The organism is Nocardia carnea (assembly GCF_029869215.1).
GTDB lineage: Bacteria > Actinomycetota > Actinomycetes > Mycobacteriales > Mycobacteriaceae > Nocardia > Nocardia carnea_B.
The window spans coordinates 1-24,432 of sequence record NZ_JARWPM010000232.1 but is presented as its reverse complement, the minus strand read 5'-3'; the positions used below and the strand labels follow the sequence as shown (position 1 = coordinate 24,432).

Annotated in this window: 23 protein-coding genes; 5 read left to right on the top strand and 18 right to left on the bottom strand. The window is 68.2% G+C overall.

All coding sequences use genetic code 11. The annotated features are described in order from the left end of the window. Positions 1–358: 358 nt before the first annotated feature. The 11 genes from QH276_RS15965 to QH276_RS15915 all read right to left on the bottom strand — a co-directional run bounded on the left by QH276_RS15965 (position 359) and on the right by QH276_RS15915 (position 12,898). On the bottom strand, positions 359–2,005 hold the full coding sequence (locus QH276_RS15965; RefSeq protein ID WP_280397751.1) for an acyl-CoA synthetase: 1,647 nt from the start codon (positions 2,003–2,005) through the stop codon (positions 359–361). 173 nt (positions 2,006–2,178) lie between these two features. Further along, entirely contained in the window at positions 2,179–3,798 is a 1,620-nt protein-coding gene (locus QH276_RS15960) for an acyl-CoA synthetase (RefSeq protein WP_280397750.1), read from the bottom strand. A gap of 207 nt (positions 3,799–4,005) precedes the next feature. Continuing rightward, positions 4,006–4,641, bottom strand: coding sequence for a hypothetical protein (locus tag QH276_RS15955; protein ID WP_280397749.1), 636 nt, complete (start codon positions 4,639–4,641; stop codon positions 4,006–4,008). 343 nt (positions 4,642–4,984) lie between these two features. Continuing rightward, positions 4,985–6,205 (bottom strand): acyl-CoA dehydrogenase family protein, encoded by a 1,221-nt coding sequence (locus QH276_RS15950; protein ID WP_280397748.1) that lies wholly within the window; start codon positions 6,203–6,205, stop codon positions 4,985–4,987. 41 nt (positions 6,206–6,246) lie between these two features. Beyond that, positions 6,247–7,656, bottom strand: coding sequence for an acyl-CoA dehydrogenase family protein (locus QH276_RS15945; RefSeq protein ID WP_432278579.1), 1,410 nt, complete (start codon positions 7,654–7,656; stop codon positions 6,247–6,249). A gap of 363 nt (positions 7,657–8,019) precedes the next feature. Beyond that, positions 8,020–8,934 (bottom strand): permease-like cell division protein FtsX, encoded by a 915-nt coding sequence (gene ftsX, locus QH276_RS15940; protein ID WP_280397746.1) that lies wholly within the window; start codon positions 8,932–8,934, stop codon positions 8,020–8,022. Beyond that, complete coding sequence (gene ftsE / locus QH276_RS15935) at positions 8,934–9,623, bottom strand: cell division ATP-binding protein FtsE (RefSeq protein WP_280397745.1); 690 nt, start codon at positions 9,621–9,623, stop codon at positions 8,934–8,936. The genes ftsX and ftsE overlap by 1 nt, the downstream gene beginning before the upstream one ends. A 56-nt stretch (positions 9,624–9,679) precedes the next feature. Beyond that, positions 9,680–9,832 (bottom strand): hypothetical protein, encoded by a 153-nt coding sequence (locus QH276_RS15930; RefSeq protein WP_280397744.1) that lies wholly within the window; start codon positions 9,830–9,832, stop codon positions 9,680–9,682. Further along, entirely contained in the window at positions 9,819–10,694 is an 876-nt protein-coding gene (locus QH276_RS15925) for a mechanosensitive ion channel family protein (protein ID WP_280397743.1), read from the bottom strand. Before QH276_RS15925 ends, QH276_RS15930 begins: the two co-directional genes overlap by 14 nt. Before the next feature lie 53 nt (positions 10,695–10,747). Continuing rightward, positions 10,748–11,869 carry a peptide chain release factor 2 gene (prfB, locus tag QH276_RS15920; protein WP_280397742.1) on the bottom strand — a complete coding sequence of 374 codons (1,122 nt, stop codon included), beginning with the start codon at positions 11,867–11,869 and terminating at the stop codon, positions 10,748–10,750. Positions 11,870–12,043: 174 nt separating this feature from the next. After that, positions 12,044–12,898, bottom strand: a complete 855-nt coding sequence (locus QH276_RS15915) for a helix-turn-helix domain-containing protein (RefSeq protein ID WP_280397741.1) — start codon at positions 12,896–12,898, stop codon at positions 12,044–12,046. A 142-nt stretch (positions 12,899–13,040) separates the two neighbouring features. Between QH276_RS15915 and QH276_RS15910 the strand changes: the two genes are divergently transcribed. Together QH276_RS15910 and hisN are read left to right on the top strand one after the other, a co-directional pair. Continuing rightward, positions 13,041–13,631, top strand: coding sequence for an NADPH-dependent FMN reductase (locus QH276_RS15910; RefSeq protein ID WP_280397740.1), 591 nt, complete (start codon positions 13,041–13,043; stop codon positions 13,629–13,631). Between the two features lie 177 nt (positions 13,632–13,808). Further along, on the top strand, positions 13,809–14,594 hold the full coding sequence (gene hisN, locus QH276_RS15905) for a histidinol-phosphatase (protein ID WP_280397739.1): 786 nt from the start codon (positions 13,809–13,811) through the stop codon (positions 14,592–14,594). A 262-nt stretch (positions 14,595–14,856) separates the two neighbouring features. Here the strand turns inward: hisN and QH276_RS15900 are convergent, their stop codons facing one another. Next, complete coding sequence (locus QH276_RS15900; protein WP_280397752.1) at positions 14,857–15,405, bottom strand: DinB family protein; 549 nt, start codon at positions 15,403–15,405, stop codon at positions 14,857–14,859. 199 nt (positions 15,406–15,604) lie between these two features. Between QH276_RS15900 and recQ the strand changes: the two genes are divergently transcribed. The 3 genes from recQ to QH276_RS15885 all read left to right on the top strand — a co-directional run bounded on the left by recQ (position 15,605) and on the right by QH276_RS15885 (position 19,355). After that, a complete protein-coding gene (gene recQ / locus QH276_RS15895; RefSeq protein ID WP_280397738.1) occupies positions 15,605–17,464 on the top strand; it encodes a DNA helicase RecQ in 1,860 nt (619 codons plus the stop codon). Positions 17,465–17,802: 338 nt separating this feature from the next. After that, positions 17,803–18,306 (top strand): hypothetical protein, encoded by a 504-nt coding sequence (locus tag QH276_RS15890; RefSeq protein ID WP_280397737.1) that lies wholly within the window; start codon positions 17,803–17,805, stop codon positions 18,304–18,306. 59 nt (positions 18,307–18,365) lie between these two features. Continuing rightward, positions 18,366–19,355 carry a helix-turn-helix transcriptional regulator gene (locus QH276_RS15885; protein WP_280397736.1) on the top strand — a complete coding sequence of 330 codons (990 nt, stop codon included), beginning with the start codon at positions 18,366–18,368 and terminating at the stop codon, positions 19,353–19,355. A 56-nt stretch (positions 19,356–19,411) separates the two neighbouring features. Here the strand turns inward: QH276_RS15885 and QH276_RS15880 are convergent, their stop codons facing one another. The 6 genes from QH276_RS15880 to QH276_RS15855 all read right to left on the bottom strand — a co-directional run. Further along, positions 19,412–20,416 (bottom strand): alpha/beta fold hydrolase, encoded by a 1,005-nt coding sequence (locus tag QH276_RS15880; RefSeq protein WP_280397735.1) that lies wholly within the window; start codon positions 20,414–20,416, stop codon positions 19,412–19,414. A 38-nt stretch (positions 20,417–20,454) separates the two neighbouring features. Next, the gene (locus tag QH276_RS15875; RefSeq protein WP_280397734.1) at positions 20,455–21,552 is read right to left on the bottom strand and encodes a PDR/VanB family oxidoreductase; all 1,098 of its coding nucleotides are present in this window, start codon (positions 21,550–21,552) and stop codon (positions 20,455–20,457) included. Beyond that, on the bottom strand, positions 21,549–22,451 hold the full coding sequence (locus tag QH276_RS15870) for a metal-dependent hydrolase (protein ID WP_280397733.1): 903 nt from the start codon (positions 22,449–22,451) through the stop codon (positions 21,549–21,551). Before QH276_RS15870 ends, QH276_RS15875 begins: the two co-directional genes overlap by 4 nt. 168 nt (positions 22,452–22,619) lie before the next feature. Next, entirely contained in the window at positions 22,620–22,889 is a 270-nt protein-coding gene (locus tag QH276_RS15865) for an ArsR/SmtB family transcription factor (protein WP_280397732.1), read from the bottom strand. 331 nt (positions 22,890–23,220) lie between these two features. Beyond that, positions 23,221–23,856: a DUF2461 domain-containing protein gene (locus QH276_RS15860; protein WP_280397731.1), complete on the bottom strand. Its 636-nt coding sequence runs from the start codon at positions 23,854–23,856 to the stop codon at positions 23,221–23,223. A 38-nt stretch (positions 23,857–23,894) separates the two neighbouring features. Beyond that, on the bottom strand, positions 23,895–24,432 hold a 538-nt coding region (locus tag QH276_RS15855; protein WP_280406791.1), incomplete at its 5' end, for a hypothetical protein.

Here is a 24,432-nt window from a genome sequence, read left to right as displayed (position 1 = left end):
CCCGGCGGGGCGGGGGGGGGGGGTGGGCGTCCGGGCCGCGGGCCGGGGCGGCGGGGTGGCGCCCCCGCCCGCCCGCGGCGCCCCCGGCCCGCTCCCCGCGGCCCCCCCCCCGCCCCCCCCCCCCCCCCCCCCCGCCCCCCGGGCAAAAACCACTGAGGGCCTCGTAAGACTCGGCGCCGCCGTGGTTGCGTCTGGTTCCGGGGGTTATGTGGACCGCTCGGGGCCTCGTGTGAGTCGGGGCCGCCGTGGTTGCGTCTGGTTCCGGGGGTTATGTGGACCGCTCGGGGCCTCGTGCGACTCGGCGCCGCCGTGGTTGCGTTCGGTTGGAGGTGTTGGTTGGGGGTGAGTTCCGCGGGGATCAGTCGGCGGGGTCCAGGTCGGTCAGGGGTTTGCGGAGCAGTTTGCCGGTGGCGTTGCGGGGGAGTTCGTCGAGGAAGATGACTTCACGGGGGACCTTGTAGCGGGCGAGGTTGGCCTTGACGTAGTCCTTGATCTCCTGGGGGTCCCGCGCCGAATCCGGGCCGGGGACCACCACGGCGCGTAACCGCTTGCCGTAATCCCGGTCGTCCACGCCGACCACCGCGGCCTCGAGCACATCGGGGCGGTTGGCGATGAGATGTTCGACCTCCTGCGGGAAAACGTTCTCCCCACCGGAGACGATCATGTCGTCGTCGCGGCCGTCGATGAACAGCAGGCCCTGCTCATCCAGATGACCCACATCGCCCGTGGACATCATGCCGTCCACCTGCTCCTTGGTGCGGCCGTCGGTGTAGGCCTTGAACGCGTGCGGGTTGTCGATGAAGATCGTGCCGGTCACGCCCGGTTCGGTGATCCGCTTCCGGTTCTCGTCGTACAGCGCGATCCGGACCCCGACCGGCGGCCGGCCGGCCGTGGTCGGTGCGGCGCGCAACTCTTCCGGGGTGGCCACGGTGATCACGGCGCATTCGGTGGAGCCGTACAGGTTGTACAGCACATCGCCGAAGTACTCGCCGGTGCGTACCACCACGTCGGGCGGGATCGCCGAACCGGCCGCGAAGATCACCCGGAGCGAGGACACGTCGTAGCGGTCCAGGATCTCGCGGGGCTGGTCGAGGATGCGCTGCAGCATGGTCGGCACCACGATGAGCGAATCCGCCCGGTACCGCTCGATATTGGCCAGGGTGAGCTCGGGGTCGAAGCGGCGCTGCTGGAAGATCACCCGGTTGCCGAGGCCGAGTCCGAGACTGAACTGGGACAGTCCGGTGCCGTGGAAGATCGGTGCCGCCATCACCATGGTGCCGTTACTGGGCAGCGGCACCCGGTCGATGAATTGGGCGGAGATGAACGGGCTCACCTTGTCGCGCGGGGCGCCCTTCGGCGTACCGGTGGTGCCGCTGGTCAGGATGACCGTCCCGCCGGGTTTGCGCGGCGCTGCCAGTGGGGCGGTGGATTGCCCGGCGGAGACCGATTCCACCGTGGGGATCGCGGGGTCGGCACCGTGGGCTTCGTCCACCCACGTCAGGATTCGCGGAACGGATTCGGGGATCGCGCTCATCAGTTCGAAGAACTCGCTGTCGTGCAGAACCGCTTTGACCTTCTCGCGTTCGGCCACATCGGCGAACTGTGGTTTGGCGAATCCGGTATTCATCAGCACCGCCCGCAGGCCGAGCTTTCCGGCGGTGAGCATGCTCAGCACCATGCCGCGGTGATCGCGGGCCAGAATGGCCACCACATCCCCGGCCTGCAGCCCGCGCTCGGCGAGCCCGCGGCCGAAGGCGTTCGACTGCTCGTCGAGAGCGCGGAAGGTGAGCTCGCCTTTTTCGTCGACGATCGCGGGGGAATCGGGACGGTCCTGCACGGCATGCATGACGACCGCGGCGAACGGGCCGTACTTGCTCGCGTTGACCATCGATTTGACGGCGTGGTCGAGCCGCAGCGGATCGAACAGGCCGCGTTTGCGCATAACGTTCACGGCCAGTGCCATATCGCCGGCCTTGCGAACGGGGCCGGGCAGCGACAATGTCATCGGCGACAACCTTCCGCGGCGTAACCGCCGGGACCGGCGATCTGCCTGTTCGAGCTCCAGTGCTGAGCCAACCCTAGCAACCGGGCGGGCCGCCGCGCCGACATTGTCTCGGACAGTAGTGAAACCGGGACATCATTGTGGGATATCCCGGTTTCGGCCGTCGAGAACGGTTGTCAGACCTCGTATTCCACGAGCACCCGGCGCAGCAGTTTGCCGGTGGGGTTACGCGGCAGATCGTCGAGGAAGACGACCTCGCGCGGCACCTTGTACCGGGCCAGGTTCTCCTTCACGTAGGTCTTGATCTCGTCCTCGGTGGGCGTGTGGCCCGGTTCGGGGACGACGAAGGCGCGCAGGCGCTTGCCGAACTCCACATCGTCGACGCCCACGACGGCGGCGTCGAAGATGTCCTCGCGCTCGAGCAGCAGGTTCTCCACCTCCTGCGGGAAGACGTTCTCGCCACCGGAGACGATCATGTCGTCGTCGCGGCCGTCGACCATCAGCAGGCCGTCGTCGGTGAAGTGGCCGACATCGCCGCTGGACATGTAGCCGTCGATGATCTGCTTGTGCCGGCCGTCGGTGTAGCCCTCGAAGGGTGCACCGCTGCGTACGAAGATACGGGCGGTGGTGTTCTTCGCGGTGACCTGTTTGTCGTTGTCGTCGTAGAGCCGCACATCGCAGGTCAGCGGGGGCCGGCCCACCGTGCCGGGGGCCTTGGCGAGATCCGCCGGCTGCGCGACCGTCGCGATGGCGACCTCGGTGGAGCCGTAGAGGTTGTGGACGACGGGCCCGAAGACCTCGGCGGCCCGGATGCTCAGCTCGGGGGACAGCGCCGAACCGGCCAGCACGATGCCCTTCAGCGAGGACGTGTCGTACTTGGCCCGCACCTCTTCGGGCAGTTCCACCATCCGGTGCAGCATGGTCGGCACCGCGACCAGCATCTCGGCCTTGTGGTCGGACACCATCTTCAACGTGGCCTCGGCGTCGAACCGGCGCCGCATGACGATCTTGTTGGTCAGGCCCGTGGCAACCAGCCACGTCCCCAGGCCGGTGCTGTGGAAGATGGGCGACACGATGACCATCGTGGCGCGCTTGCGGAACGGCATCCGGTCGAGGAACTGCGCAGTGGCCACGGGCGACGCCTTCTCGCGCGGGGCGCCCTTCGGCAGACCGGTCGTACCGCTGGTCAGGATGATGAACCCGCCGGGCTTGCTGGGGACCGGGAGTGCGTCGAGGCCGTTCTCGGCGACCAGGTCATCGAGGCTCTTGGCGCCCTCGGGCAGTTCGGTGCCCTCGTCGACCCAGGTGAGGAACCGCGGCATATCGGCGGGCAGCGCATCGAGCAGGCCCAGGAATTCGCTGTCGTGCAGAACCGCCTTGACCTTCTCCCGCTCGCACACCTCGGCGAATTGGGGTTTGGCGAAACCGGTGTTCATCAGGGCGATTTTCACGCCGAGTTTACCGGCGGCGGCCATCGACAGGATCAGGCCGCGATGGTCGCGGGCCAGGATGGCGATCACGGTGCCCTCGGTGAGGCCCGCCTTGCGCAGCCCGTTGGCGATTTTGGTGGACAGTTCGTCGAGTTCGCGGTACGTCAGCTCCCCGCGTTCGTCGACCAGCCCTGGAGCGTCCGGCGCGATCCGGGCCGAATGCATGATCAGCGTGGCCTGCGGGATGTAGGTTTTGGAATCCTTCAGCGTCCGCAGGGTTTCCCCCGGATTCTTCAGATCGATGAATCCACTGGACTGCAGCAGCCCGTATGCCTTGACAGTCTCCAGTACATGCGCCAGGTTCACCCTCGAACACCTCCACAGATTCTCGCGTCGGCACTCGACCTAGCGATTCCGAACGGCATATCGGGGCCACCGTAGCAGTGAAAGTGCCTCGGCTCACAACGTACGCACCGGACAAAAAAGACATCGCAACGTGGTCGGAACATCCCATGAAAAGGGCACGCGCCGAATATCCGACGCGTGCCCCGGGAGTGGTACCGGCCGGGCGGCTCAGTTGTAGACCGAGCCCAGCGACGGGAAGGTGATCTCGCCACGCACGTACTGGAACCCGTCCGGATGCTCCGGGCTCACCGGAACCGGCCACCGATGCCACAGGCTGCCGTAGACGGCGGCCACGACCATGCCGGGGCCCGGATCGATCACCCGGGTGCGAATCGTGGTGTCGGCGATGATGTCGATATGTTCGGTCAGCGGCTCCATTCCGCTGCGACCGTTGGACAGGTTCAGCCAAACCACTTCCAAGCGCGCGCCGGCTTGATTCGGCGCGATGGTGCCGGGACCGCCGAAGAAGGCGAACCGGAACCCGTCGATATTCAGCGCCACACCCGACCCATACATTCCGGGCCCGCCACCGCGGCCGATATTGGATTCGGCCGGAATCTGGAACGGCTGGGCCGGCAGCGCGGCCTCCCGGGCGGCCTCGGTGACCCGCGGATCACCGAGGAGCGTGTCGACGGCACGCTCGGCGCCGGGGTTACCGGCGGCGGCCGCCCGCAGCTGCTGGGTCGCCGAAACCCAATCGACCTGGGCCGGCTCGGCGGCCGCGTGTCCGGTGAAGAGCATGGTGGCCGCGGCCGTAGCGGCGAGAGAAGTGACGAGCCGACGGGCGAAGCCCTGTGTGCGCATAACCAGTCTCCTTGCAGATACGTTGTCCGGGGATACCGCACCCGGTGGTGGGTTCAGCAGGGTGGAGAGGGGCAACACGTACCGGCGGATCCGGGCGTCCAGCGCGGGCGGATCCGACCGGGTCGAACACATCGCGATAAACGGTCGTCACCAACATGTCACCCGGTCGGCGCGCTGTCCAGAACGCCGCGCGGGCGGCGCGGGGCAATCTCGGTTCTGCTTCCAGGTGCGGTCCGCCGCCGGTCGGCGGAAGGAATGGCTGCGGACGCTGAACGGCTCGGCGGGTGGACACGCGGAACCGGCCCGGGTCGCCGCGACGATCCGGACCGGTTCCACTGTTCGCTTACTTCAGTTCGGCGCTGGTCAGGTTCAGGACCCGGCGGGCGACGATGAGCTGCTGGATCTGCTGGGTGCCTTCGAAGATGTCGAGAATCTTGGAGTCGCGACCCCACTTCTCCAGCAGCAGGCGCTGCGAGTAGCCGACGGCACCGGCCAGTTCCACCGATTTCAGGGTCACATCGGTACCGGTGCGGCCCGCTTTCGCCTTCGACATGGAGGCCTGCAGCGAGTTGGGCTGCTTGTTGTCGGCCATCCAGGCCGCCCGCAGGGCCAGCAGGTAGGCGGATTCGTAGTCGGCCTCCATCCGCAGGAATTCGGCCGCCGCGGCGTGCTGGCTGTTGGGCGGGGTGTCGTAGGAGATCTCGATACCCGCGTCGGTGAGGATGCTGCGCAGTTCTTCCAGTGCGGCCCGGGTGACGCCGATGGCCATCGCGGCGACCATGGGACGGGTGTTGTCGAAGGTCTGCATGACCCCCGCGAAACCCTTCTCCACGTTCACTTCCGGGCTGCCGAGGATATTGTCCTTCGGAATCCGGCAATCCTGCAGCAGCAGCACCGCGGTATCGGAGGCCTTGATACCGAGCTTGTGCTCGAGCCGGGCCACCGACAGCCCCGGAGCGTCCCGGGGGACCACGAACGATTTGATGGCGGCGCGGCCGAGGCTGCGGTCCACCGAGGCCCACACCACGATATGGGTGGAGCGTTCACCGGCGGTGACGAAGATCTTCTCGCCGTTGAGCACCCATTCGTCGCCGTCGAGCACGGCGGTGGTGGTGACGGCGGCCGAATCGGAGCCGAAACTCGGTTCGGTGATGGCCATCGACGCCCATACCTTGCCGAACCGCTCGAGCTGTTCGTCGGTGGCGACCGCGGCGATCGCGGCGTTGCCCAAGCCCTGATACGGGATCGACAGCATCAGCCCGACATCGCCCCACGACGTTTCCAGAGCATTGAGCAGGGCCGACATATTGCCGCCGTTGGCGTTGACGGGCATGGTCGCCGGACCTTCGTCCTCGTCGGATCGCCCACCGGCCGCACCGCTGATCTTCTGGGTGCCGGAATCACTGAGCCCGTCGACCATGGCGGCCATGGTGTCGAGCTCCACCGGGTACTCGTGCTCGGCGAGGTCGTACTTGCGCGAGATCGGCCGGAAGATCTGCGCGGCCACCTGATGCGCCTGATTAGCGCTGGCCCGCAGCTTCTTCGGAAGTTCAAGGTTGATCATGAGAAGTCTCCTGAGAAGTATGAATCCGCAGCGGCCGGGGCCTACACCAACACGATGCCTTCGGCGACGCCGATGCCGCGCAGGTCGCGGTACCAGCGTTCGACCGGGTGCTCCTTGGTGAAACCGTGACCGCCGAGCAACTGCACGCCGTCCAGGCCGAATCGCATGCCCTTGTCGGTGGCCAGCTTCTTGGCCAGCGCGGCCTCGCGAGCGAAGGTCAGGCCCTGTTCGGCACGGGCGGCGCCGCGCAGCGTGACCAGCCGCAGGCCGTCGAGTTCGATGGCGATATCGGCGACCATGAACGCCACGGCCTGGCGATGGCTGATCGGTTCGCCGAACGCTTCCCGCTCGTTGACGTAGGGGATCACGTAGTCGAGCACGGCCTGGCCGGTACCGGTGGCCAGGGCCGCCCAGCCCAGGCGGGCCAGCTGGACCGCGTCCCGGTAATCGGCGGCATGCTGTTTCGCATCGCCCTCACCGAGGATCGCGTCGGCGCCGACGGAGACGTTGTCCAGTACCAGGCGGCCCAGGCCGGCGGCACGCAGACCCATGCTGGGGTCGGCTTCCACGGACAGGCCCTTGGCATCGGATTCCACGATGAACAGTGCGGGCCGGCCGTCCAGTTCGGCGCCGACCACGAAGATCTCGGCATCGGCGGCGGCCGGGACCAGGCTCTTCACCCCGTTGAGGCGGTAGCCGCTGGGGGAGCGCACGGCCTTGGTCTGCAGGCTGAACGGATCGAACAGCGCGCGCGGTTCGCTGATCACGACCGACGCCTGGGGCACGTTCTCACCGGTGAACGCGGGCAGGTAGGTCTGCTGCTGGGCGTCGGTACCCCACTGGGACAGCGCGACGGCCACCCCGCTGGGAGCCAGCAGCGGCAGAGCCAGACCCATATCCCCGTGGGCGAGCGCCTCGGCCACCATCGTGTTGGTGACGGCACCGCGTTCGGTGGCCGCGCCCTCGAGCTCCTCCGGCACGTTGATCAAGGTGATGCCGAGTTCGGCGGCGCGGCCGAGCAGGTCCTTCGGCGCGGCGGCGGCCTCGTCGGCGTCGTGCGCGGCCGGGCGCAGGATCTCGGCCGCGAACTCCCGCACCGTTTCGACGATCATCTGCTGTTCGTCGGTGGGGGTGAGATCGAAGTAGTCCTTGGTCTTGGACTCGTTGTCGGGGAGGCGTTTGGGTGCCCCGCCACCGGCGACCTTGTTGAACGCGCGGGTCGCGGCGCCGAGGGTGCGGAACCCGGTCTTGGTGCTCTCGTAGGTGACCCGGTCGATCGGTTTGCGCAGGTTGTATTTCTCGGCGAGCTCCGAGCCGGTGATCGTCGACATGACCCGCATGGCGGCGCCCATCCAATCCCGTTTGGGTTGGTGCAGGCCCACCCCGTTCTCCTGGCGGACGCCGTTGTCCGGACGCCGCTTGGTAGCGCTGTCTCGAATGCTCATCATCACCTGTTTTCTCGGGCGGGGTGAGGGTCTGGCCCCAGCTATCTTACTGCGGAGTAAGGCTATCTTACTGCGGAGTAAGAACGGCGTCGAGTCGCCGACTCGTCCTGGTGAGCGGACACAAACCGGAATACCCACCGCCAAACCGCGGCAGCGCCCGTCCCAGGGCGACGAGTGGTAGCCGGGACGGCCCGGTAGCCGGGACCGAACGCGGAATGGCCTTGCCGAGACGGGATGCCGGCCGATGGTTGCCGGGACGCAAGCCGAGATCTGTGCGTGCGGGCGTTTGCCGGGCTGCGTTCGGACGGCCGTTGCCGGGCTGCGTTCGGACGGGGCCGCAACCGTGCCGGCCCCGGACCCGACGTTCCGCTATTCCCGCACGTCGCGGACGTACCAGCGCAAGGTGGCGTACGCGGTGAGGCCCGCGAACACCACGCCCACCGGGACCACCATCAGCGCGGTGGTGAAAATATCGTCGAAGGTGATCCGCGGGAACACATTGCTCGCGAACAGATCGCCCAGCGCCCGGTCGATCACCAGCGGACGCGCGGCGAACAGCCCCACGGTTGCCAGCACGCCGCCCGCCAGCGCGGCCGCCACCGCCTCCAGCAGGAACGGCAACTGGGTATACCAGCGGGTGGCGCCGACCAGGCGCATGATGTGCACCTCGGTTCGCCGGGTGAACGCGGCGATCTGCACCATGTTCGCGATCAGCAGCAGCGCTGCCACCGCCTGCAGCAGGGCCAGCCCGAATGCCGCGTTGCGCAGCCCGTCGAACAGGCTCACCAGCCGGTCCACGATGTCCTTGTCGTTGCGGACCATACCCACGCCTGGGCTGTCGGAGAACTGCTCGTAGATCGTCGGGTACAGCGAGGCATCGGCCATCTTCACCCGCAGCGAGGCCGGTAGCGGGGTCTCGCTCACGTATTCCGCCAGCTCGGGCTGGTCCTTGAAGGTTTTCTCCTTGGCCTCGCGGATCGCGGCGTCGCGGTTGAGGTACTGCACGCTGTCCACACCGTCGACGGACTTCAGGTCCGCCATGAGGGTGTGGCAGGGGTCGTTCGCGCAATCCGGATCGGTCGCGGAGATGTCCTCGGTCAGGTACAGCCGCACCTCGAGCCGGTCCAGGAAGTACTGCTCGGTCTTGTCGGCGATCCGCACCGCCAGCAGGCCACCGCCGAGCATGGTCAGTGAGACCGCGGTGGTCAGGATCATCGCGACCGTCATGATGATATTGCGGCGCAGGCCCTCGGAGACCTCGCCGAACAGGAAGCCCGCGCGCATTACCGGCCCACCTCGTAGCCGCCGGTCGCCTGATCCCGGACCAGCCGGCCGTCGTAGAGCTCCACCACCCGGCGGCGCATCCCGTCCACGATCAGCGGGTCGTGGGTGGCCATGAGCACCGTGGTGCCCATCCGGTTGATGTGTTCGAGCAGCAGCATGATCTCGTAACTCGTCTCGGGGTCGAGGTTGCCGGTGGGTTCGTCGGCCAGCATCACCAGCGGCCGGTTCACGAAGGCCCGCGCGATTGCGACCCGTTGTTGTTCACCACCGGACAATTCGCTCGGCAAGCGGTCGGCCTTACCGCCGAGGCCCACCAGTTCCAGTACTTCGGGCACCGTCCGGTCGATGAACTGGCGGCGTTTACCGATCACCTCCAGCGCGAACGCGACATTCTGCGCGACGGACCGCTGTTGCAGCAGCCGGAAATCCTGGAACACGCAGCCCACCCGCTGCCGCAGCCGCGGTACCCGCCGCCCGGGCAGCCGGTCCACCCGGAAATCCGCGACCTCCACCTCGCCGGCGGTCGGGATCTCCTCCTTGATCAGCAACCGCATGAAGGTCGACTTCCCGGAACCGGACGGACCGATGAGGAAGACGAACTCACCCTTGTCGATGTGGACGGTGACATTGTCGAGTGCGGCTCGCGTCGCGGTCGGATACGACTTGCTGACGTTGCGCAGGGTGATCACGAGGAGTCAGTGTAACCATTCGATAACGAACCCGGCGGCGGGCGGTATCGAGCGGGCTAGCGGCCCGGCAGGACCACCGCGGGCACCTGCTGAACCGGCGCCGGCGCGGGATCGTGGCGGACGATATCGTCCGGTTTGACGAACAGGTACAGCACGAAGGTGGCGATCCAGCTCCCCGCCAGGATCAGCGTCGATCTACGCGCGCGCATTCAAACCCTCCCGGCGCATCGCCGCGGCCACTCGTACGCGCAGTTCCCGGCTCACCTCGAACTGTTTGCCCGGCAGTGTCCGGGCCACCATCCGGATGTTCATCTGGTCCACGGTCAGGTCCTCCACACCCATTACCGTCGGTTCGTCCAGCAGCAGGGGTTCGAGGCGGGGGTCGCGGTAGGCCTGCCCGCCCACCTCGTGCAGCACTTCGTTGATCCGCAGGATATCGGCGCTCGCCGAAACGGGCACATCGATCGCCGCCCGGGCCCAATCCTTCGACAGATTGGTCACTTTCACGATCTGCCCGTTCGGGACGGTGATCACCTCGCCGTCCGGGTTGCGCAGTTTGGTGACCCGCAGCGTCACATCCTCCACCGTGCCCTCGGCCGGATCGGCGACCCCGGTCACCGCGATCCGCACCACATCACCGAACCCGTATTGGCGTTCGGTGATGAGGAAGAACCCGGCCAGGATGTCCTGCACGATGCGCTGCGCGCCGAAACCGAGCGCGGCGCCCAGTACCGCCGCGGGCGCCACCAGCCCCGACATGGAGAATCCGAGCCGTTGCAGCACTTCCATGGCGACCAGTACATACGCGACGGTCAGCACCACCCAGGTCAGCACCTGTGCCAGCGCGTGCCGGTGTTTGGCCTCCTCGGACCGCACCAGCGCATCACCACCGCGGAAGCCGGAGTCGATGCGCTGGGTCACCCGGTCGCGCAGGTACGTGGCGAACCGGGCGAACAGCATGGCCCCGAGAATCAGCAGCACGATCTCCAGGCCCGAGGACCGCAGCCAGGAGGTCACATCAGTGGAAAGCGCCAGTGACAGCGCGAGGGTTTCGGACCCCTCCGCACGCATCAGACCACCTCATTCGTCACCGGAACCCTTGCCAGTACCCGCGTTCGGGAGTGTCAGCTCTCCTGCTGACCTGTATTCATCCGCCAGCGGATCCCGGATTCGATGAACCCGTCGATATCGCCGTCGAGCACCGCCGAGGGGTTGTTCACCTCGTAGTTCGTGCGCAGATCCTTGACCATCTGGTACGGGTGCAGCACATAGGAGCGCATCTGGTTACCCCAGGACGCACCCTCGTTGGTCTTGAGCGCGTCCATCTGCGCGCGCTCCTCCTGCCGTTTGCGTTCCAGCAGTTTCGCCTGCAGCACCCGCATGGCCGAAACCTTGTTCTGCAGCTGCGATTTCTCGTTCTGGCAGGTGACCACGATGCCGGTGGGGATATGGGTGATGCGCACCGCGGAGTCGGTGGTGTTGACGCTCTGCCCACCCGGGCCGGACGACCGGTAGACATCGACCCGGATATCGGTTTCCGGAACCTCGATATGGTCGGTGGTCTCGACGACCGGCAGCACTTCCACCTCGGCGAAGGACGTCTGGCGGCGGCCCTGGTTGTCGAAGGGGCTGATCCGGACCAGCCGGTGCGTACCCATCTCCACCGACAGGGTGCCGTAGGCGTACGGGGTCTTCACCACGAAGGTGGCGCTCTTGATCCCGGCTTCTTCGGCATAGGAGGTGTCGTACACCTCGACCCCGTACTTGTGCCGGTCGGCCCAGCGGATGTACATACGCATCAGCATCTCGGCCCAGTCGGCCGCGTCGACGCCGCCGGCGCCCGACCGGATATTGACCAGCGCGTCACGTTTGTCGTACTCGCCGGAGAGCAGTGTGCGCACCTCGAGGGCCTCGATATCGGCGCGCAACGCAGTGCGTTCGGCGTCGGCGTCGGCCAGGGCACTGGTCTCGGCCTCGCCCTCTTCCTCCTCGGCCAGCTCGTACAGGACCGGCAAATCCTCCAAGCGCTGCCGTAATTCCTGCACCCGGCGCAGTTCACCTTGCGCATGGGAGAGTTCGCTGGTCACCTGCTGGGCGTGGTCCTGGTCGTTCCACAGCTCGGGATCGGCGGCCTGATGTTCCAGCTCTTCGATACGACGGCGCAGCTCATCGATATCGAGGACCGATTCGACGGTCTTCAGAGTTGCGTCGAGTTCGGCGAGGTCGGCGGTAACGTCAGGATGCACGGTGTTCAAGGCTACCGGCAGCGCAGGAGGCGGTGAAACAGTGCGGGCACGATAGCCGGTTCGCCGGCCCGCTGTGTGGCCGGCGGCAGCCGCCGCGCAACCCGCGACGACTCCGGCGTGCACCGGGCAGAACTTGGCCTACCTGCACGGACGCATCCGGAATCGTCTGGACTGTCAGCCGGGCACGGCGCGAAGCATGCCGTGGTGCCGGCCGCCGAGCCGGTCCAGCGCACCGGCCGTTGCCGGGTCGGCCGGAAGATGGACGATCAGCTGCTGATCGTCGTCGGCGAACAGGGCCAGGGTTTCATAGGCGAGGCGTAGCGACCCGGCCTCGGGATGCGCCAGCCGGGTGATCCCGGCCGGGGCGGGCAGGTTGGGGACCGTGGCGACCCGCTCGGTGAAAGCCGCGCCCGCGGCGATGGTGAGCTGATCGGCGAGCGCCGCGATATGGGGGTCGGCCCGGAACGGGCCTTGTTTGAGGGTGGCGACTATATGATCGGCCTGATGATCCCAGTCCGGATACACCTTCCGGGCCCGGGGATCGGTGAAGGTGAACCGGGCCAGATTGGCGCCGTGGTCGGCGTCGAGCGCGCCGGTGGGTTCCATCAAGCGCCGATATCCGGCGGTGCAGGCCAGCACCTCGGTCCGGCTGTCGACCACCGCGGCCGCGGCGGGTTCTAGCTGGTCGAGCAATGCCCGGACAGTGGGGCGGACGGTGCGCACCGGCGCTCCCGGACCGGTACAGCTGAAGCCGGTATCGGCCTTGGTCAGCCGATAGAGATGGACCCGTTCGTTGGTCGACAGGCCGAGGGCGTCCGCCAGCGCGGAGAGCACCTGCGGTGAGGGATTGCGATCGCGGCCCTGTTCGAGCCGCGTGATGTACTCCACGCTCACTCCGGCCAGCGTCGCGAGCTCCGCCCGGCGTAATCCCGGGGTGCGGCGTCGCGGCCCGGCGGGCAGCCCCACCTGCGCGGGGCGTACGGCTTCCCGCCGGCTGCGCAGGAACAGCCCCATCTCGTTCTCGCTCACCTCCTCACGGTATCCGCGCCGGTCCCGCCGAGGGTGTCCCTGGCACTACCACTCTCGGCACGGTCTCCCTGCCGGTCCGGCGGCGCGGCAGATTCGGAACCCGGTGGCGGCCGCCGGGCCGCCCGAGAAGAGGGAGCACACCATGTCCGTTACCCCGTTGCGCCTCGCGGTGATCATCGGCAGCGTCCGGGAGGGCCGGTTCGGCACCGTCGTGGCCGCGTGGTTCGCCGCGCAGGCCGCCGCGCACGGGCGTTTCGAGATCGACGTGATCGATCTCGCCGAGGCCGAAATACCCCTGGTACTGCCCGCTGCCCCGCCCGCTCTGGAGCCGAATCCCGAACGCCCCGCCGGCATGCTCGATCTCACCGAACGGCTCTCGGCCGCCGCCGCCTTCGTCATCGTGACACCCGACTACAACCACAGCTACCCGGCCTCGCTGAAGGCCGTGATCGACTGGCATTTCACCCAGTGGCAGCGCAAACCGATCGCTTTCGTCGGATACAGCGGTGCCACCGGTGGGCTCACCGCGATCGAACATCTGCGTCAGGTCTTCAGCGAACTCGATGCGCACACCGTCCGCGAGTACGTCTCGTTCCCGCGCTACTACCTGCTCTTCGGCGAGGACGGGCAACTGCTGGCGCCGGCCGAACCGGAAGCGGCGGCGCAGACCATGCTGGACCGGCTGCACTGGTGGGCGGACGCATTGGTCGCGGCCCGCGCAGCGTTGGTATGAGCACGGTGGTTACCGGCCGGCCGTGCGGTCGTCGACCGCAGGCACACAATTGCGGGTCGGCGGCCGGTGCGGGCTCTCGTCGGGTCACCGTGAAGCTCGGCTCGGGTCCGCCGGACGTGCTCGGGCCCGGCGCGGGCTGCGGCGGGGCCGCCCGCGCCGTTCACTAAGGTTTGCGGTGTGGCTGCTCACTCCTCTGACCTCGAACTCGCGTTACGCCTGGCCGACGAGGCGGACGCGATCACCCGCGAACGGTTCGGTGCGCTGGACCTGAAGGTCGACGCCAAACCGGACCTGACCCCCGTCTCCGACGCGGATCTGGCCGTGGAGGAGGCCATTCGCCGGATGCTGCGGCACGGCCGGCCCGAGGATTCCGTGCTGGGTGAGGAGTTCGGCGGGAATGCCGAGCTGACGGGCCGGCAGTGGGTGGTCGACCCGATCGACGGCACCAAGAATTTCGTCCGCGGGGTACCGGTGTGGGCCACGCTCATCGCGTTGCTCGATGACGGCGTGCCGGTGGTCGGTGTGGTGAGTGCGCCCGCCCTGGCCCGCCGCTGGTGGGCCGCCGCCGGACAGGGTGCGTGGTCGACGTTCCATCCGGGAGCTCCGCAGCCGATCACCGTTTCCGCGGTGGCCGAGCTGGATTCGGCCAGTCTCGCGTTCTCCAGTCTGTCCGGCTGGCGCGAGCGCGGCCTGCGGGACACGTTCCTCGCACTCACCGACGAGGTGTGGCGGGTGCGTGGCTACGGCGATTTCTTCAGCTACTGCCTGCTCGCCGAGGGTGCGGTGGATATCGCCACCGAACCGGAGGTTTCGCTGTGGGATCTCGCCGCCCTGGACATCCTCGTCCGGGAGGCCGGTGGCACCTTCACTTCCCTGGACGGCCGGCCCGGCCCGCACGGCGGCGATGCGGTGGCGACCAACGGACATCTCCATCAGCGGGTCCTGGACCGACTGGGCGGGTAGCCGGCCGCCTGCCGCGCGCCGGATCCGACCGGCCACCGCAGTTGCGGCAGTGGCCGCGGAAACCAACTGCCGACCTGGACTAGCGCGCCCGCAGTGCGAGCCGGTCAACGGTACGCGTTCCCGCGGCCTGCCACGCCGGCACCCCCGGCGCTTGCAGTTTCGAATCGACCCCGGCGGCAGCTCGGGTCCGGGAATCGTCGCACCACCTGATTCAGGGTTGCTCCGGACTACCGGCTGCGGCGGGGTCGCTCGGTGCGAAGGATCAGCCCATGGACTTCGCGCCGTCGATCGCTTCACGAATGATGTCCGCGTGACCCGCGTGCTGGCTGGTTTCGGCGATGATGTGCATCAGTACCCGGCGGGCCGACCACGATTCGTCCTGGAACCAGGGCGCCTTGGGCAGCGGCCAGGTGCTGCTCAGGTCGGGCAGGGTCGCGACCATATCGTCGGTCCGGGCGGCGACCTCGTCGTACGCCGCGAGCACACCGGCGAGCGTTTCGCCGGGCAGCATCCGGAATTCGTCGACGCGTCCGGCGTAGTCCTCCTCGGTCATATCGTCGAAGTCCTTCATGGCCGAGGTGCCTTCCAGGATGAAATCCGCCCAGCCCCGTTCGACCGCGGTGACGTGCTTGATCAGGCCGCCGAGGCACAGTTCGCTGTGGGTCGGGCGGCCGGCGGCCTGCTCGTCGGTCAGGTCGCGGGTGGTGAATTTCAGGAAGAAGCGCGCCTTGCGCAGCTCGGCGAGCAGGTCGGCACGTTCGCCGGAGAGCGGAGTGGTGCCGGTCTTGTCGAGGGTGGAGGTCGCGGCCATGATCGTCGCCTTTCGTCGGGGCTGTTCGGAGCGGGTTTTTCCGGGTTCGAGAACCACGGTATGACCCATTGCGGCCACTTTTTGACCGCAATAGTGTCCGGAACGAAAAGTTTTTCCACCTGGGGACAACTCGCGGATCCCGGCCCTCCGCCCGTCCTTCTCGCGGTGCGGGCGGTGCCGGCGCTCGTAGGATGGCCGCGTGGATACCGCTGAAGACACCGCCGTGGCACCTCCGGTAACCGACGACCCCGCCCACGAGGTGCTGCGCCGGGTCTTCGGCTACGACAGTTTCCGCGGTGCGCAGCGCGAGATCGTCGATCAGGTGATCGGTGGTGGGGACGCATTGGTGCTCATGCCCACCGGTGGCGGCAAATCGCTGTGTTATCAGATTCCCGCGCTCGTCCGCGACGGGACCGGGGTGGTGATCTCGCCGCTGATCGCGCTCATGCAAGACCAGGTGGATGCGCTGAGCGCGCTCGGCGTCCGCGCCGGTTTCCTCAACTCCACCCAGTTCCCGGACGAGCGCCGGGCGGTGGAGGCGCAGTACGCGGCCGGTGAACTCGACCTGCTGTACCTGGCCCCCGAGCGGTTGCGGATGGAGTCCACGATCCAATTGCTCGGGCGGGGCCGGATCGCGCTGTTCGCGATCGACGAGGCGCACTGTGTTTCGCAGTGGGGCCACGATTTCCGGCCCGATTATCTGGCGCTGTCGGTGCTGCACGAACAGTGGCCCGACGTTCCCCGGATCGCGCTGACCGCTACCGCTACGGCGAAAACACGCGACGAGATCATCACCCGGCTCGACCTCGCCGGGGCTCGGCGGTTCGTCGCCAGTTTCGACCGTCCCAATATCCAGTACCGGATCGAGCCGAAGAACCGCCCCGACCGCCAGCTGCTCGATTTCCTGCGTGCCGAACATCCCGGCGACGCCGGCATCGTCTACTGCCTGTCCCGGAACTCGGTCGAGAAAACCGCGGCATTCCTCACCGAGAACGGTATCCGGGCCCTGCCCTATCACGCGGGCCTCGACCACCGGACCCGCGCCGAGAACCAGGCCCGGTTCCTGCGGGAGGACGGGCTGGTCATCGTCGCGACCATCGCGTTCGGCATGGGCATCGACAAGCCGGACGTCCGTTTCGTCGCCCACCTCGACCTGCCCAAATCGGTGGAGGGCTACTACCAGGAAACCGGCCGTGCCGGGCGCGACGGCCTGCCGTCCACTGCCTGGATGGTCTACGGGCTGCAGGATGTGGTGCAGCAGCGCCGACTGATCGACTCCTCGGAAGGCGACGCCGCCCACCGCCGGCAGTTGCAGCTGCACCTCGATGCGATGCTCGCGTTGTGCGAGACGGTCGATTGCCGCCGCACGCAGCTACTCGCCTATTTCGGTCAGTCGGCGCAGCCGTGCGGTAACTGCGATACCTGCCTGAGTCCACCCGAATCCTGGGACGGAACCGTCGCGGCGCAGAAACTGCTTTCGGCCGTGCTGCGCCTGAAACGCGAGCGCGGCCAGAGCTTCGGGGCCGGCCATCTCATCGATATCCTGCTCGGCAAGAAGAATCAGAAGGTCCAGCAGTACGACCACCACGAACTGAGTGTGTTCGGCGTGGGTACGGATCTGCGCGACAGCGAATGGCGCGGCGTGGTCCGGCAATTGCTCGCCCAGGGGCTGCTGACGGTGCACGGTGATTACGGTGTGCTGACCCTGACCGAGGCCAGCGAATCCGTGCTCTTCGACGGTCGTACCGTGCGGCTGCGCCGGGAACCCGAACGTCCGACCCCCTCGCGTGCGGCCCGTAGCGCCAAGTCGGCGAAGGCCGCGGCGGTGGAACTGACCGAGGCCGACACCTCACTGTTCGAAAGGCTGCGCCAGTGGCGGGCCGATACCGCCAAGGAACAGGGCGTGCCCGCCTACGTGGTCTTCCACGACGCGACTCTACGCGAGATCGCGGCCCGTAAACCCGGGGATCTGGCGGCCCTCGGCGCGGTGAGTGGTGTCGGTGAGAGCAAGCTGGCGAGGTACGGCGAACAGGTCCTGGAGGTTGTCGCCGCGCAGTGACCGAATGCGCGAACATCATTGTCCGGGACCGGCTTTCCTCCGATTGTTCCTCCCGCCAGTGAAGATAGGGGGCTGAACACAGCGCCTAGCCTGGCACTATGTCCGGCAAGCGCACTCCGTGGTCACGCTCACGCCACGGAGCCGGCTTGCCCGAGGACCGGTTCGGCCGGCTGGACCCTGGGGTCATCCGGGCGGCCCGGGGGCAGGCCGTCCAGGGCCCCGAAGGGCCCGGTGTTTCCGCCGAGCCCCCGATAGCTCCCCCCGTGGAGCAGGTGCGCGGCCGCGAGCCAGCGAGCGCGGCGGGAAACCCACCGGGAGAAGTCGAAGAATCCCACGGCGTGCGGCCTCCGGTGGCGCCTGCGTGGGCCGGTTCCGTCCCCTGGGGTGGGCATGCCCTGCTGGGATTCGTGCTCGGCCTGGCGGTCCTGTTGGTCGCCGGTGGTTTCGTACTCGGGCGGGTCTCCGATCCCGCCGGGAGCGGTGACCCGGTCGCCACCACTTTCGCCGCCACCACTGCGGCGCGCGGCACCACCTCGCCCGCGGCGCCCACGGTTGCGGAGCGTCCGGCAGCCGGGCCGGCGGCGCCGGAGATCGGGGCCGGTTTCGTCTTCGGCAAGGTCAAAGCCAATGAGCGCGGAATACTGACGATCCACAGCGAACTCACCCGGTCGGATATCGTCGTCTACACCGACAGCGCAACCAAGCTCTATGTGCTGATCGCCAGCGATCCGGCCGGAATCGACGTCGGTGCCCCGTTGGTGGTGTACGGCCGCAAACACGCGGACGGGTCGCTCACCGCCCGGACGATCGCGGGTATCTCCCTGCACGGCACGACGAAGTAGGCAGCGCCGCTGCGCGACTGCGGTCAGAAACCGACCGCAATTCGACGACAATCGAATGTATGGCGAATACGAGCACCCGGACCCTGCGCCTGCTGTCGCTGCTGCAGACACACAAGTACTGGCCCGGGAACGAGCTGGCCGACCGGCTCGGCGTCTCGGCGCGCACCCTGCGTCGTGATATCGACCGGCTCCGTGACCTCGGCTATCCCGTGGAAGCGCAGCGCGGTGTCGACGGCGGTTACCAGCTCGCGGCCGGTGCCGCGCTGCCACCGTTGATGGTCGACGACGACGAGGCGGTGGCGCTGGTCATCGGCTTGCAGGCCGCGATGCAGGGCATGGTCGAGGGAGTCGCCGAACCCTCGGTACGGGCACTGGCGAAGGTGATCCAAGTGATGCCGCCCCGGCTGCGCCGCCGGGTGGAGGCGATCCGGACGATGACCGTACCCGCCGCCTGGGGCGACCGGCCGGGCCCCGGACCGGATCCGGCCGCGCTCACCACTGTCGCCCTGGCCTGCCGGGACAGCGAACGCCTGCGTTTCGGCTACACCGCCGCCGACGGCCGGACCACCGAACGGCATGTCGAGCCGCACCGGCTGGTCTCGCTGGGCCGCCGCTGGTACCTCGTCGCCTTCGACCTGACCCGCCACGATTGGCGCAGCTTCCGGATCGACCGGCTGACCGGCCCCGAGGGCGACGGCTCCCGCTTCCGCCCGCGCGACCTGCCCACCGCCGATGCCGCGGAGTTCGTCCGGGCGGGGGTGGACAATGTCGCGCGGCCGTACCGCGTCGAAGCCCTCGTCGAGGCCCCGGCCGAGGCCGTTCGTGAGCGGATCGGGCGCTGGAGTTCGGTCGAGGCGGTCGATTCCGGCCGCTGCCGAGTCGCGATGACCACCGATTCGCTGGACTGGCCCACCATGGCGCTGGGGTCACTGGAGGCCGAATTCCGGATACTCGAACCGCCGGAGATGATCGCTCAGATCCGCGCGTGGAGTGAACGTTTCGGCCGGGCGCATCCCGGACCGGCCGAAACGCCGGTATCGGCTTCGTGACCGGATCCGCCGGTTCGTACGGCGCAATGTGCGCCACGCAGCGCCGACGGAATCGCTCAGTGTGCCTCGGTGTGCCGGGCAGGCTCGTTCGCGATTCGCAGGTGCCGGAGACCGCCGGGTGATTCGCCGGCTCTTTCCGAAGCGAACTCGCCCCGCTGAACCGCGTCCACCAGCTCGGTGGTCGCGCTCGCGAGCAGGTCCGGATGCGAGAAGGGCATCCAGTGCCCGGCCGGGACGTCGCGGCGCCACAGCCGCGACACCCACCGGCCCGAATCGTCGTAGCCGGCGGGCCGCACCGCGATATCGCGCCCGGCCACGATCAGCTGGACCGGTACGTCGGTTCTCCGCTCTCGCGGTTTCCGCAGGTGCGGAAGGATATTGGCCCGGTAGATGAGCAGGCCGTTCACCATATCCTGCTTCAGCGTCGGCCCGAAGAAGATCGTCTCCGGCGCGGTGCTGTTCATGATCTGGATGACCTTGCGCCAGCGCTGTTCGGTGGCCAGCAGGCCGAATGCCACGCGGGGCAGTCCGGGGGTCATGAAGAAACCGGTGTAGGCGGAGGACAGCAGCTGGGTGAACGGCTGCCAGATATTGCGCGGGCCGGGCTTTCCGAGCCGGTCTCGTACCCATGCGCCCAAATGGTCGAGATTCGGACCGGATACCGACGTGAACGAGGCGATACGCTCGGCGGCCCCCGGTTCGCATACCGCCTCCCAGACCTGCACCGAGCCCCAGTCGTGGGCGAGCACGTGCACCGGCCGGTCGGGGCTCACCGCGGCCGCGACCGCGAAGAAATCGGCCGCCAGCTCCGCCAGCCGGAAATCCGCGACCCGTGCGGTGCGGGTGGAGGCGCCGTGCCCGCGGGTATCGTAGGCGACCACATGAAAACGCCGCGCCAGCAGCGGGATCACGCCGTTCCACAGGTGGTGGGTATCGGGCCAGCCGTGCACGAGCACAACGGTTTCGGCGTCCGGATCACCGTACTCGTAGACGGCGAGGTCGAAACCCCGATGGTGCACCGTCCGTTCGGTTGCCGGAAATTCCGAGAGGGATGCCGTCACGTTCGTCTCCTCGTGCTGTCGGCGGGATCGGGTCGGGGTCACAGGTCGAGCACCAGTCGCCCACCCGCGCAGCGTGATACGCAGACGAGCAGGTCGCCGCTGTCGCGTTCGGCTGCGGTCAGGACGTTGTCGCGGTGGTCCGGGGTGCCGGCCGCGACCCGGACCCGGCAGGTGCGGCAGAAACCCTGGCGGCACGAATACGGCTGGTCGGGCCGGAGTTCGAGCAGCACATCGAGGGCGGAGCGGTCCGCGGGGACCTGGAGCACCTCGCCGCCGGCGCCCAACTGGATCTCGAACGGCACACCGTTCACTATGGGCGGTGCCGAGAAACGCTCGCAATGGAGTTCCACGCCGGGCATTCCGCGTACCGCGCCCGCCACGGAGGCGACCATCGGGGCAGGTCCACAGCAGTACACAGCGGTGCCCGGCCCGATTCCGGCCAGGAGTTCGGCGGCGCCGGGTACACCGTGCTCGGCATCGGTGCGTACCGTCACGCGCCGGCCGAACTGTTCCACTTCGGCCAGGAACGGCAAGGTATCCCGGACGCGTCCGGTGTACACCATCGTCCAGTCGATACCCAGCGATTCGGAGAGTCGCATCATCGGCAGAATCGGGGTGATACCGATACCCCCGGCCAGGAATCGCACCCGCCGGGCGGGTGACCCGTACCCCGGCGCGGCGAACGGGAATGCGTTGCGTGGCCCGCGTACCACCAGCGCGGTCCCGACAGGAAGGCCCTGTATCTCGGCGGAACCACCACCGCCGCCCGGTATGCGGCGCACCGCGATCCGATAACTCCGGGTATCGGTGGGGTCGCCGCACAGCGAGTACTGCCGCAGGCGCCCGGACGGCAATTCGACATCCAGATGCGCCCCGGGGCGCCACGGCGGCAGCTCCCGCCGGTCCGGTGCGGCCAATCGCAGGCTCACCACATCTTCGCCGGATGCTTCGACCCGTCGTCCGGTGACCACCACGGGAATCCGCCGGTCGTCCACGCGCGGCACCAGCTCACGCCGGTTGGTCACCGCCGTCCAGTGCAGCCGGGCGCCGACGACGGCATCGAGCAGGCGCAATGTCCGGTCCCGCCGCTTGCGGCCGTGCAGATCGGCGGGCAGTGCGGGTGCGGGCCCGCTCATGAAGCCGCCCGGGCCGCGGGCGATTGCGCCAGGTAGGCGATGGCCTGCGCGGTGGACCCCACCGACTCGGGACTGTAGCCCGGTTGGAACGTCGACAGCGCGCTGACCAGCAGGGCCGGGATGCCGGGAAGGGCGCCGCGCCGCATCGACCGCAGAATCCGCAGCAGCAGTCGCGGGTAGCCGAGGTCGGGGAGTGCCGGGTCGCGGTGCACCAGGAATTTCGTCCCGCGGACCAGCAGCACCAGGAACGACGGGAAGACCAGCAGCATCACCGCGCCGCGGCGGAGGTAGCCGACACCGAAGTATTCGGCGACGTCGTGGGCGACATTGCGATGTTCGACCTCCTCGGCGCCGTGCCAGCGGTACAGGTCGAGCATGCGCGGATCCGCGTCGAATTTCTCCAGGTCGCTGTTGAGCACCCAATCGCCGAGAAACGCGAAGAAATGTTCCAGCGCGGCGATCACGGCCAGCCGGTCGACCAGTTGCTGCCGCCCGGCGCGGGTGTTCGTGGACCGCCGCGGCCCGATGGTCTTACGGAACACGTATTCGGCCTGCTCCAGGTACGGTCCGGGATCGACCCCGTTGGCGGCCAGCAGCATCTCGTGCGACCCGGCATGCGTTTCCGCGTGCATCGATTCCTGTCCGATGAAGCCGAGCATGTCCTCGCGTAACTTCGCGTCCCGCACGAACGGCAGCGCCTCACCGAATGTCGTCAGGAAACTGCGCTCGCCTTCCGGTAGCAGCAGGTTGAGGGCGTTGAGCACATGCGAGGCGATCGGATCGGATTTCATCCAGTGCAGCGGGAGACCGGTCCAGTCGAACCGGACGTCGCGGGCGGTGAGCGCGACCTTCCCCGGGTCGGTCACCTGCCCGGAGGCGGGCGTGCGCAACGGCCTCATCGATCCTCCTCGATCGTCAGCGGCACCCGCGGCGCGGTCCTGGGACCTGCGGACGCCGGTACTTGTGACGATACACATTAGTAGGACGACGGGTAACAGACAATGCGACAGCTCGTAGGCTCGCCGGCCGGTTGGGCCGTGTCCTGCCCCGCCCGGCCGCGCGGTTGATCAGTCCGGCGGCTCCCAGGCCGCCACCAGGTTCAGCAGGCCGGGGAAGCGCTCGTCGAGGTCGGCCACGCGCACCACATTGCGCCGTTCCAGGCCGTGCTGCCATTGCCTGATCAGGCCCGATTCGCGCAGGACCCGCCAGTGGTGCGTCCGGGTCGACTTCGGCCGGTCGATCCGGAACCAGCCGCAGGGCTGTGGGACACCCCCCGACTCCAGGTAGTAGGCCCGCACGATGCTGAGCCGAAGCGGGTCGCTCAGTGCGGCCAGCACGGTTTCCAGGCGCAGATCCGCGCGGGCGGGCTCGGGGAGCGGATCGCCCAGCTGGACCTGCCGACCGGCTCGCCGAGGCCAATGCCGCCCTCAATATCGGTGCCTACACCACCGCCGGAGTCGCGATTCTCGGGTTGGGCGCCGTGAGCGATCACCTCGGTTTCGCGCCGGGCGTCACCGCCTTCGCTCTCGCGGTCGCGGCGGTTTCGGTGGCGGGCGCATTCCTGGTCCTGTCCGGTGTGCGAGTTCCCCGCTGAGCTGCGGGGTAGGCCGGGTCCGGATGGGCGGGCCTGCCCCGCAACCGCCTGCTGTCGCCGGCCCGGCTACCGGCTCAGTTCCCGACGACGGCCCCGAGCCACTCCACGATGGGGCGCAGGGATTCCCACGATTCTCGGATCTTCGCAGCTGCCCGTGGGGTTTCCAGCCACTCGGGAGCGCCGAATTCCCGGCTGACCGTCAGCGATTTGTGCCGGAGCAGGTCGATGCGCGGGTGGTCGGGGGGATAGCTCTTGGGGCGGGTCTTCAGTTTGTCGCCGCCGAGGATGTACCCGGCCTGTACGAGCTTCTGCACGATCCGCTCGAGCTCGGCGCCGCGCACATCGTCGTCGACAGCGATCCGCAGGCGTGCCAGCTGGTCCGGCGTGGCCGCGTACATACCGCCGGCCACGAACAGTCCGGGCGCGCCGATCTGGACATACCAGCCGACGCCCGGAGCGGTATGCACCACCGCCCCCTGGTGGGTCTTGTACGGGGATTTGTCCTTGGCGAAGCGCACGTCCCGATAGGGGCGGAAGAGCTTGGCAGGCCCGAACTCGGGTTCGAGGTCGGTGATCAGCGCGGTCATCGGCCGCTTCACGGCTTCCTCGTACACATGCTTGTTGGCGGCCCAGAACGTCTTCGAGTTGTCGGCCTCGAGATCCTCGTAGAAGTCCGGCCCCGCGATCGGGAATCCCGTGAACTCGCCCATGATGTCGAACCTATCGCCCGGCGACAGGAGCCGGCCGCTCAGTCCGCGGGTTCGTCGTGCACCTCCATGGCCGCGGTCTCCGCGGGGCGCGTGTCCTCGGCGCGTAGCTCCTCGCGGCGCCGACGCCGGCTCCACTCCTGGTCGAGTTCGCGGGCAATGCCCAGGCGGCCGGTGTCGTCGTTCTCGTGATAGCGGATGATCAGCGAATCCGGCGGGTCGGTGATGTAGCGCTCGTATTCGCGGACCTCGTCGGCCTGATCGTCGTCGCCCAGGTCGTAGTCCAAATCCTCGCGTTCCGCGTCGCCGATATCGAGCACCTCGTCCATCAAGCGATAGCCGGGTCCAGTCCCGGCATGCTCCCGACCGGGATCGCGCATATCGGCCATGGCGCCCACCTCTTTCGCAGCCGGGTCGCCGGTGGCGACCACCGTGAGCTGTGCTTCCCACGCTACCGCCGACACCGATACCGGCAGCAACGGCCCCCGCGCCGGCGCGGCGCGGGCCAGCGGTGCGTCCGGGGTAGATACGACGAAAGGGGCGGCCGGGCGAAAGCGCGGCGGGGCTGGGGGGTGGGGG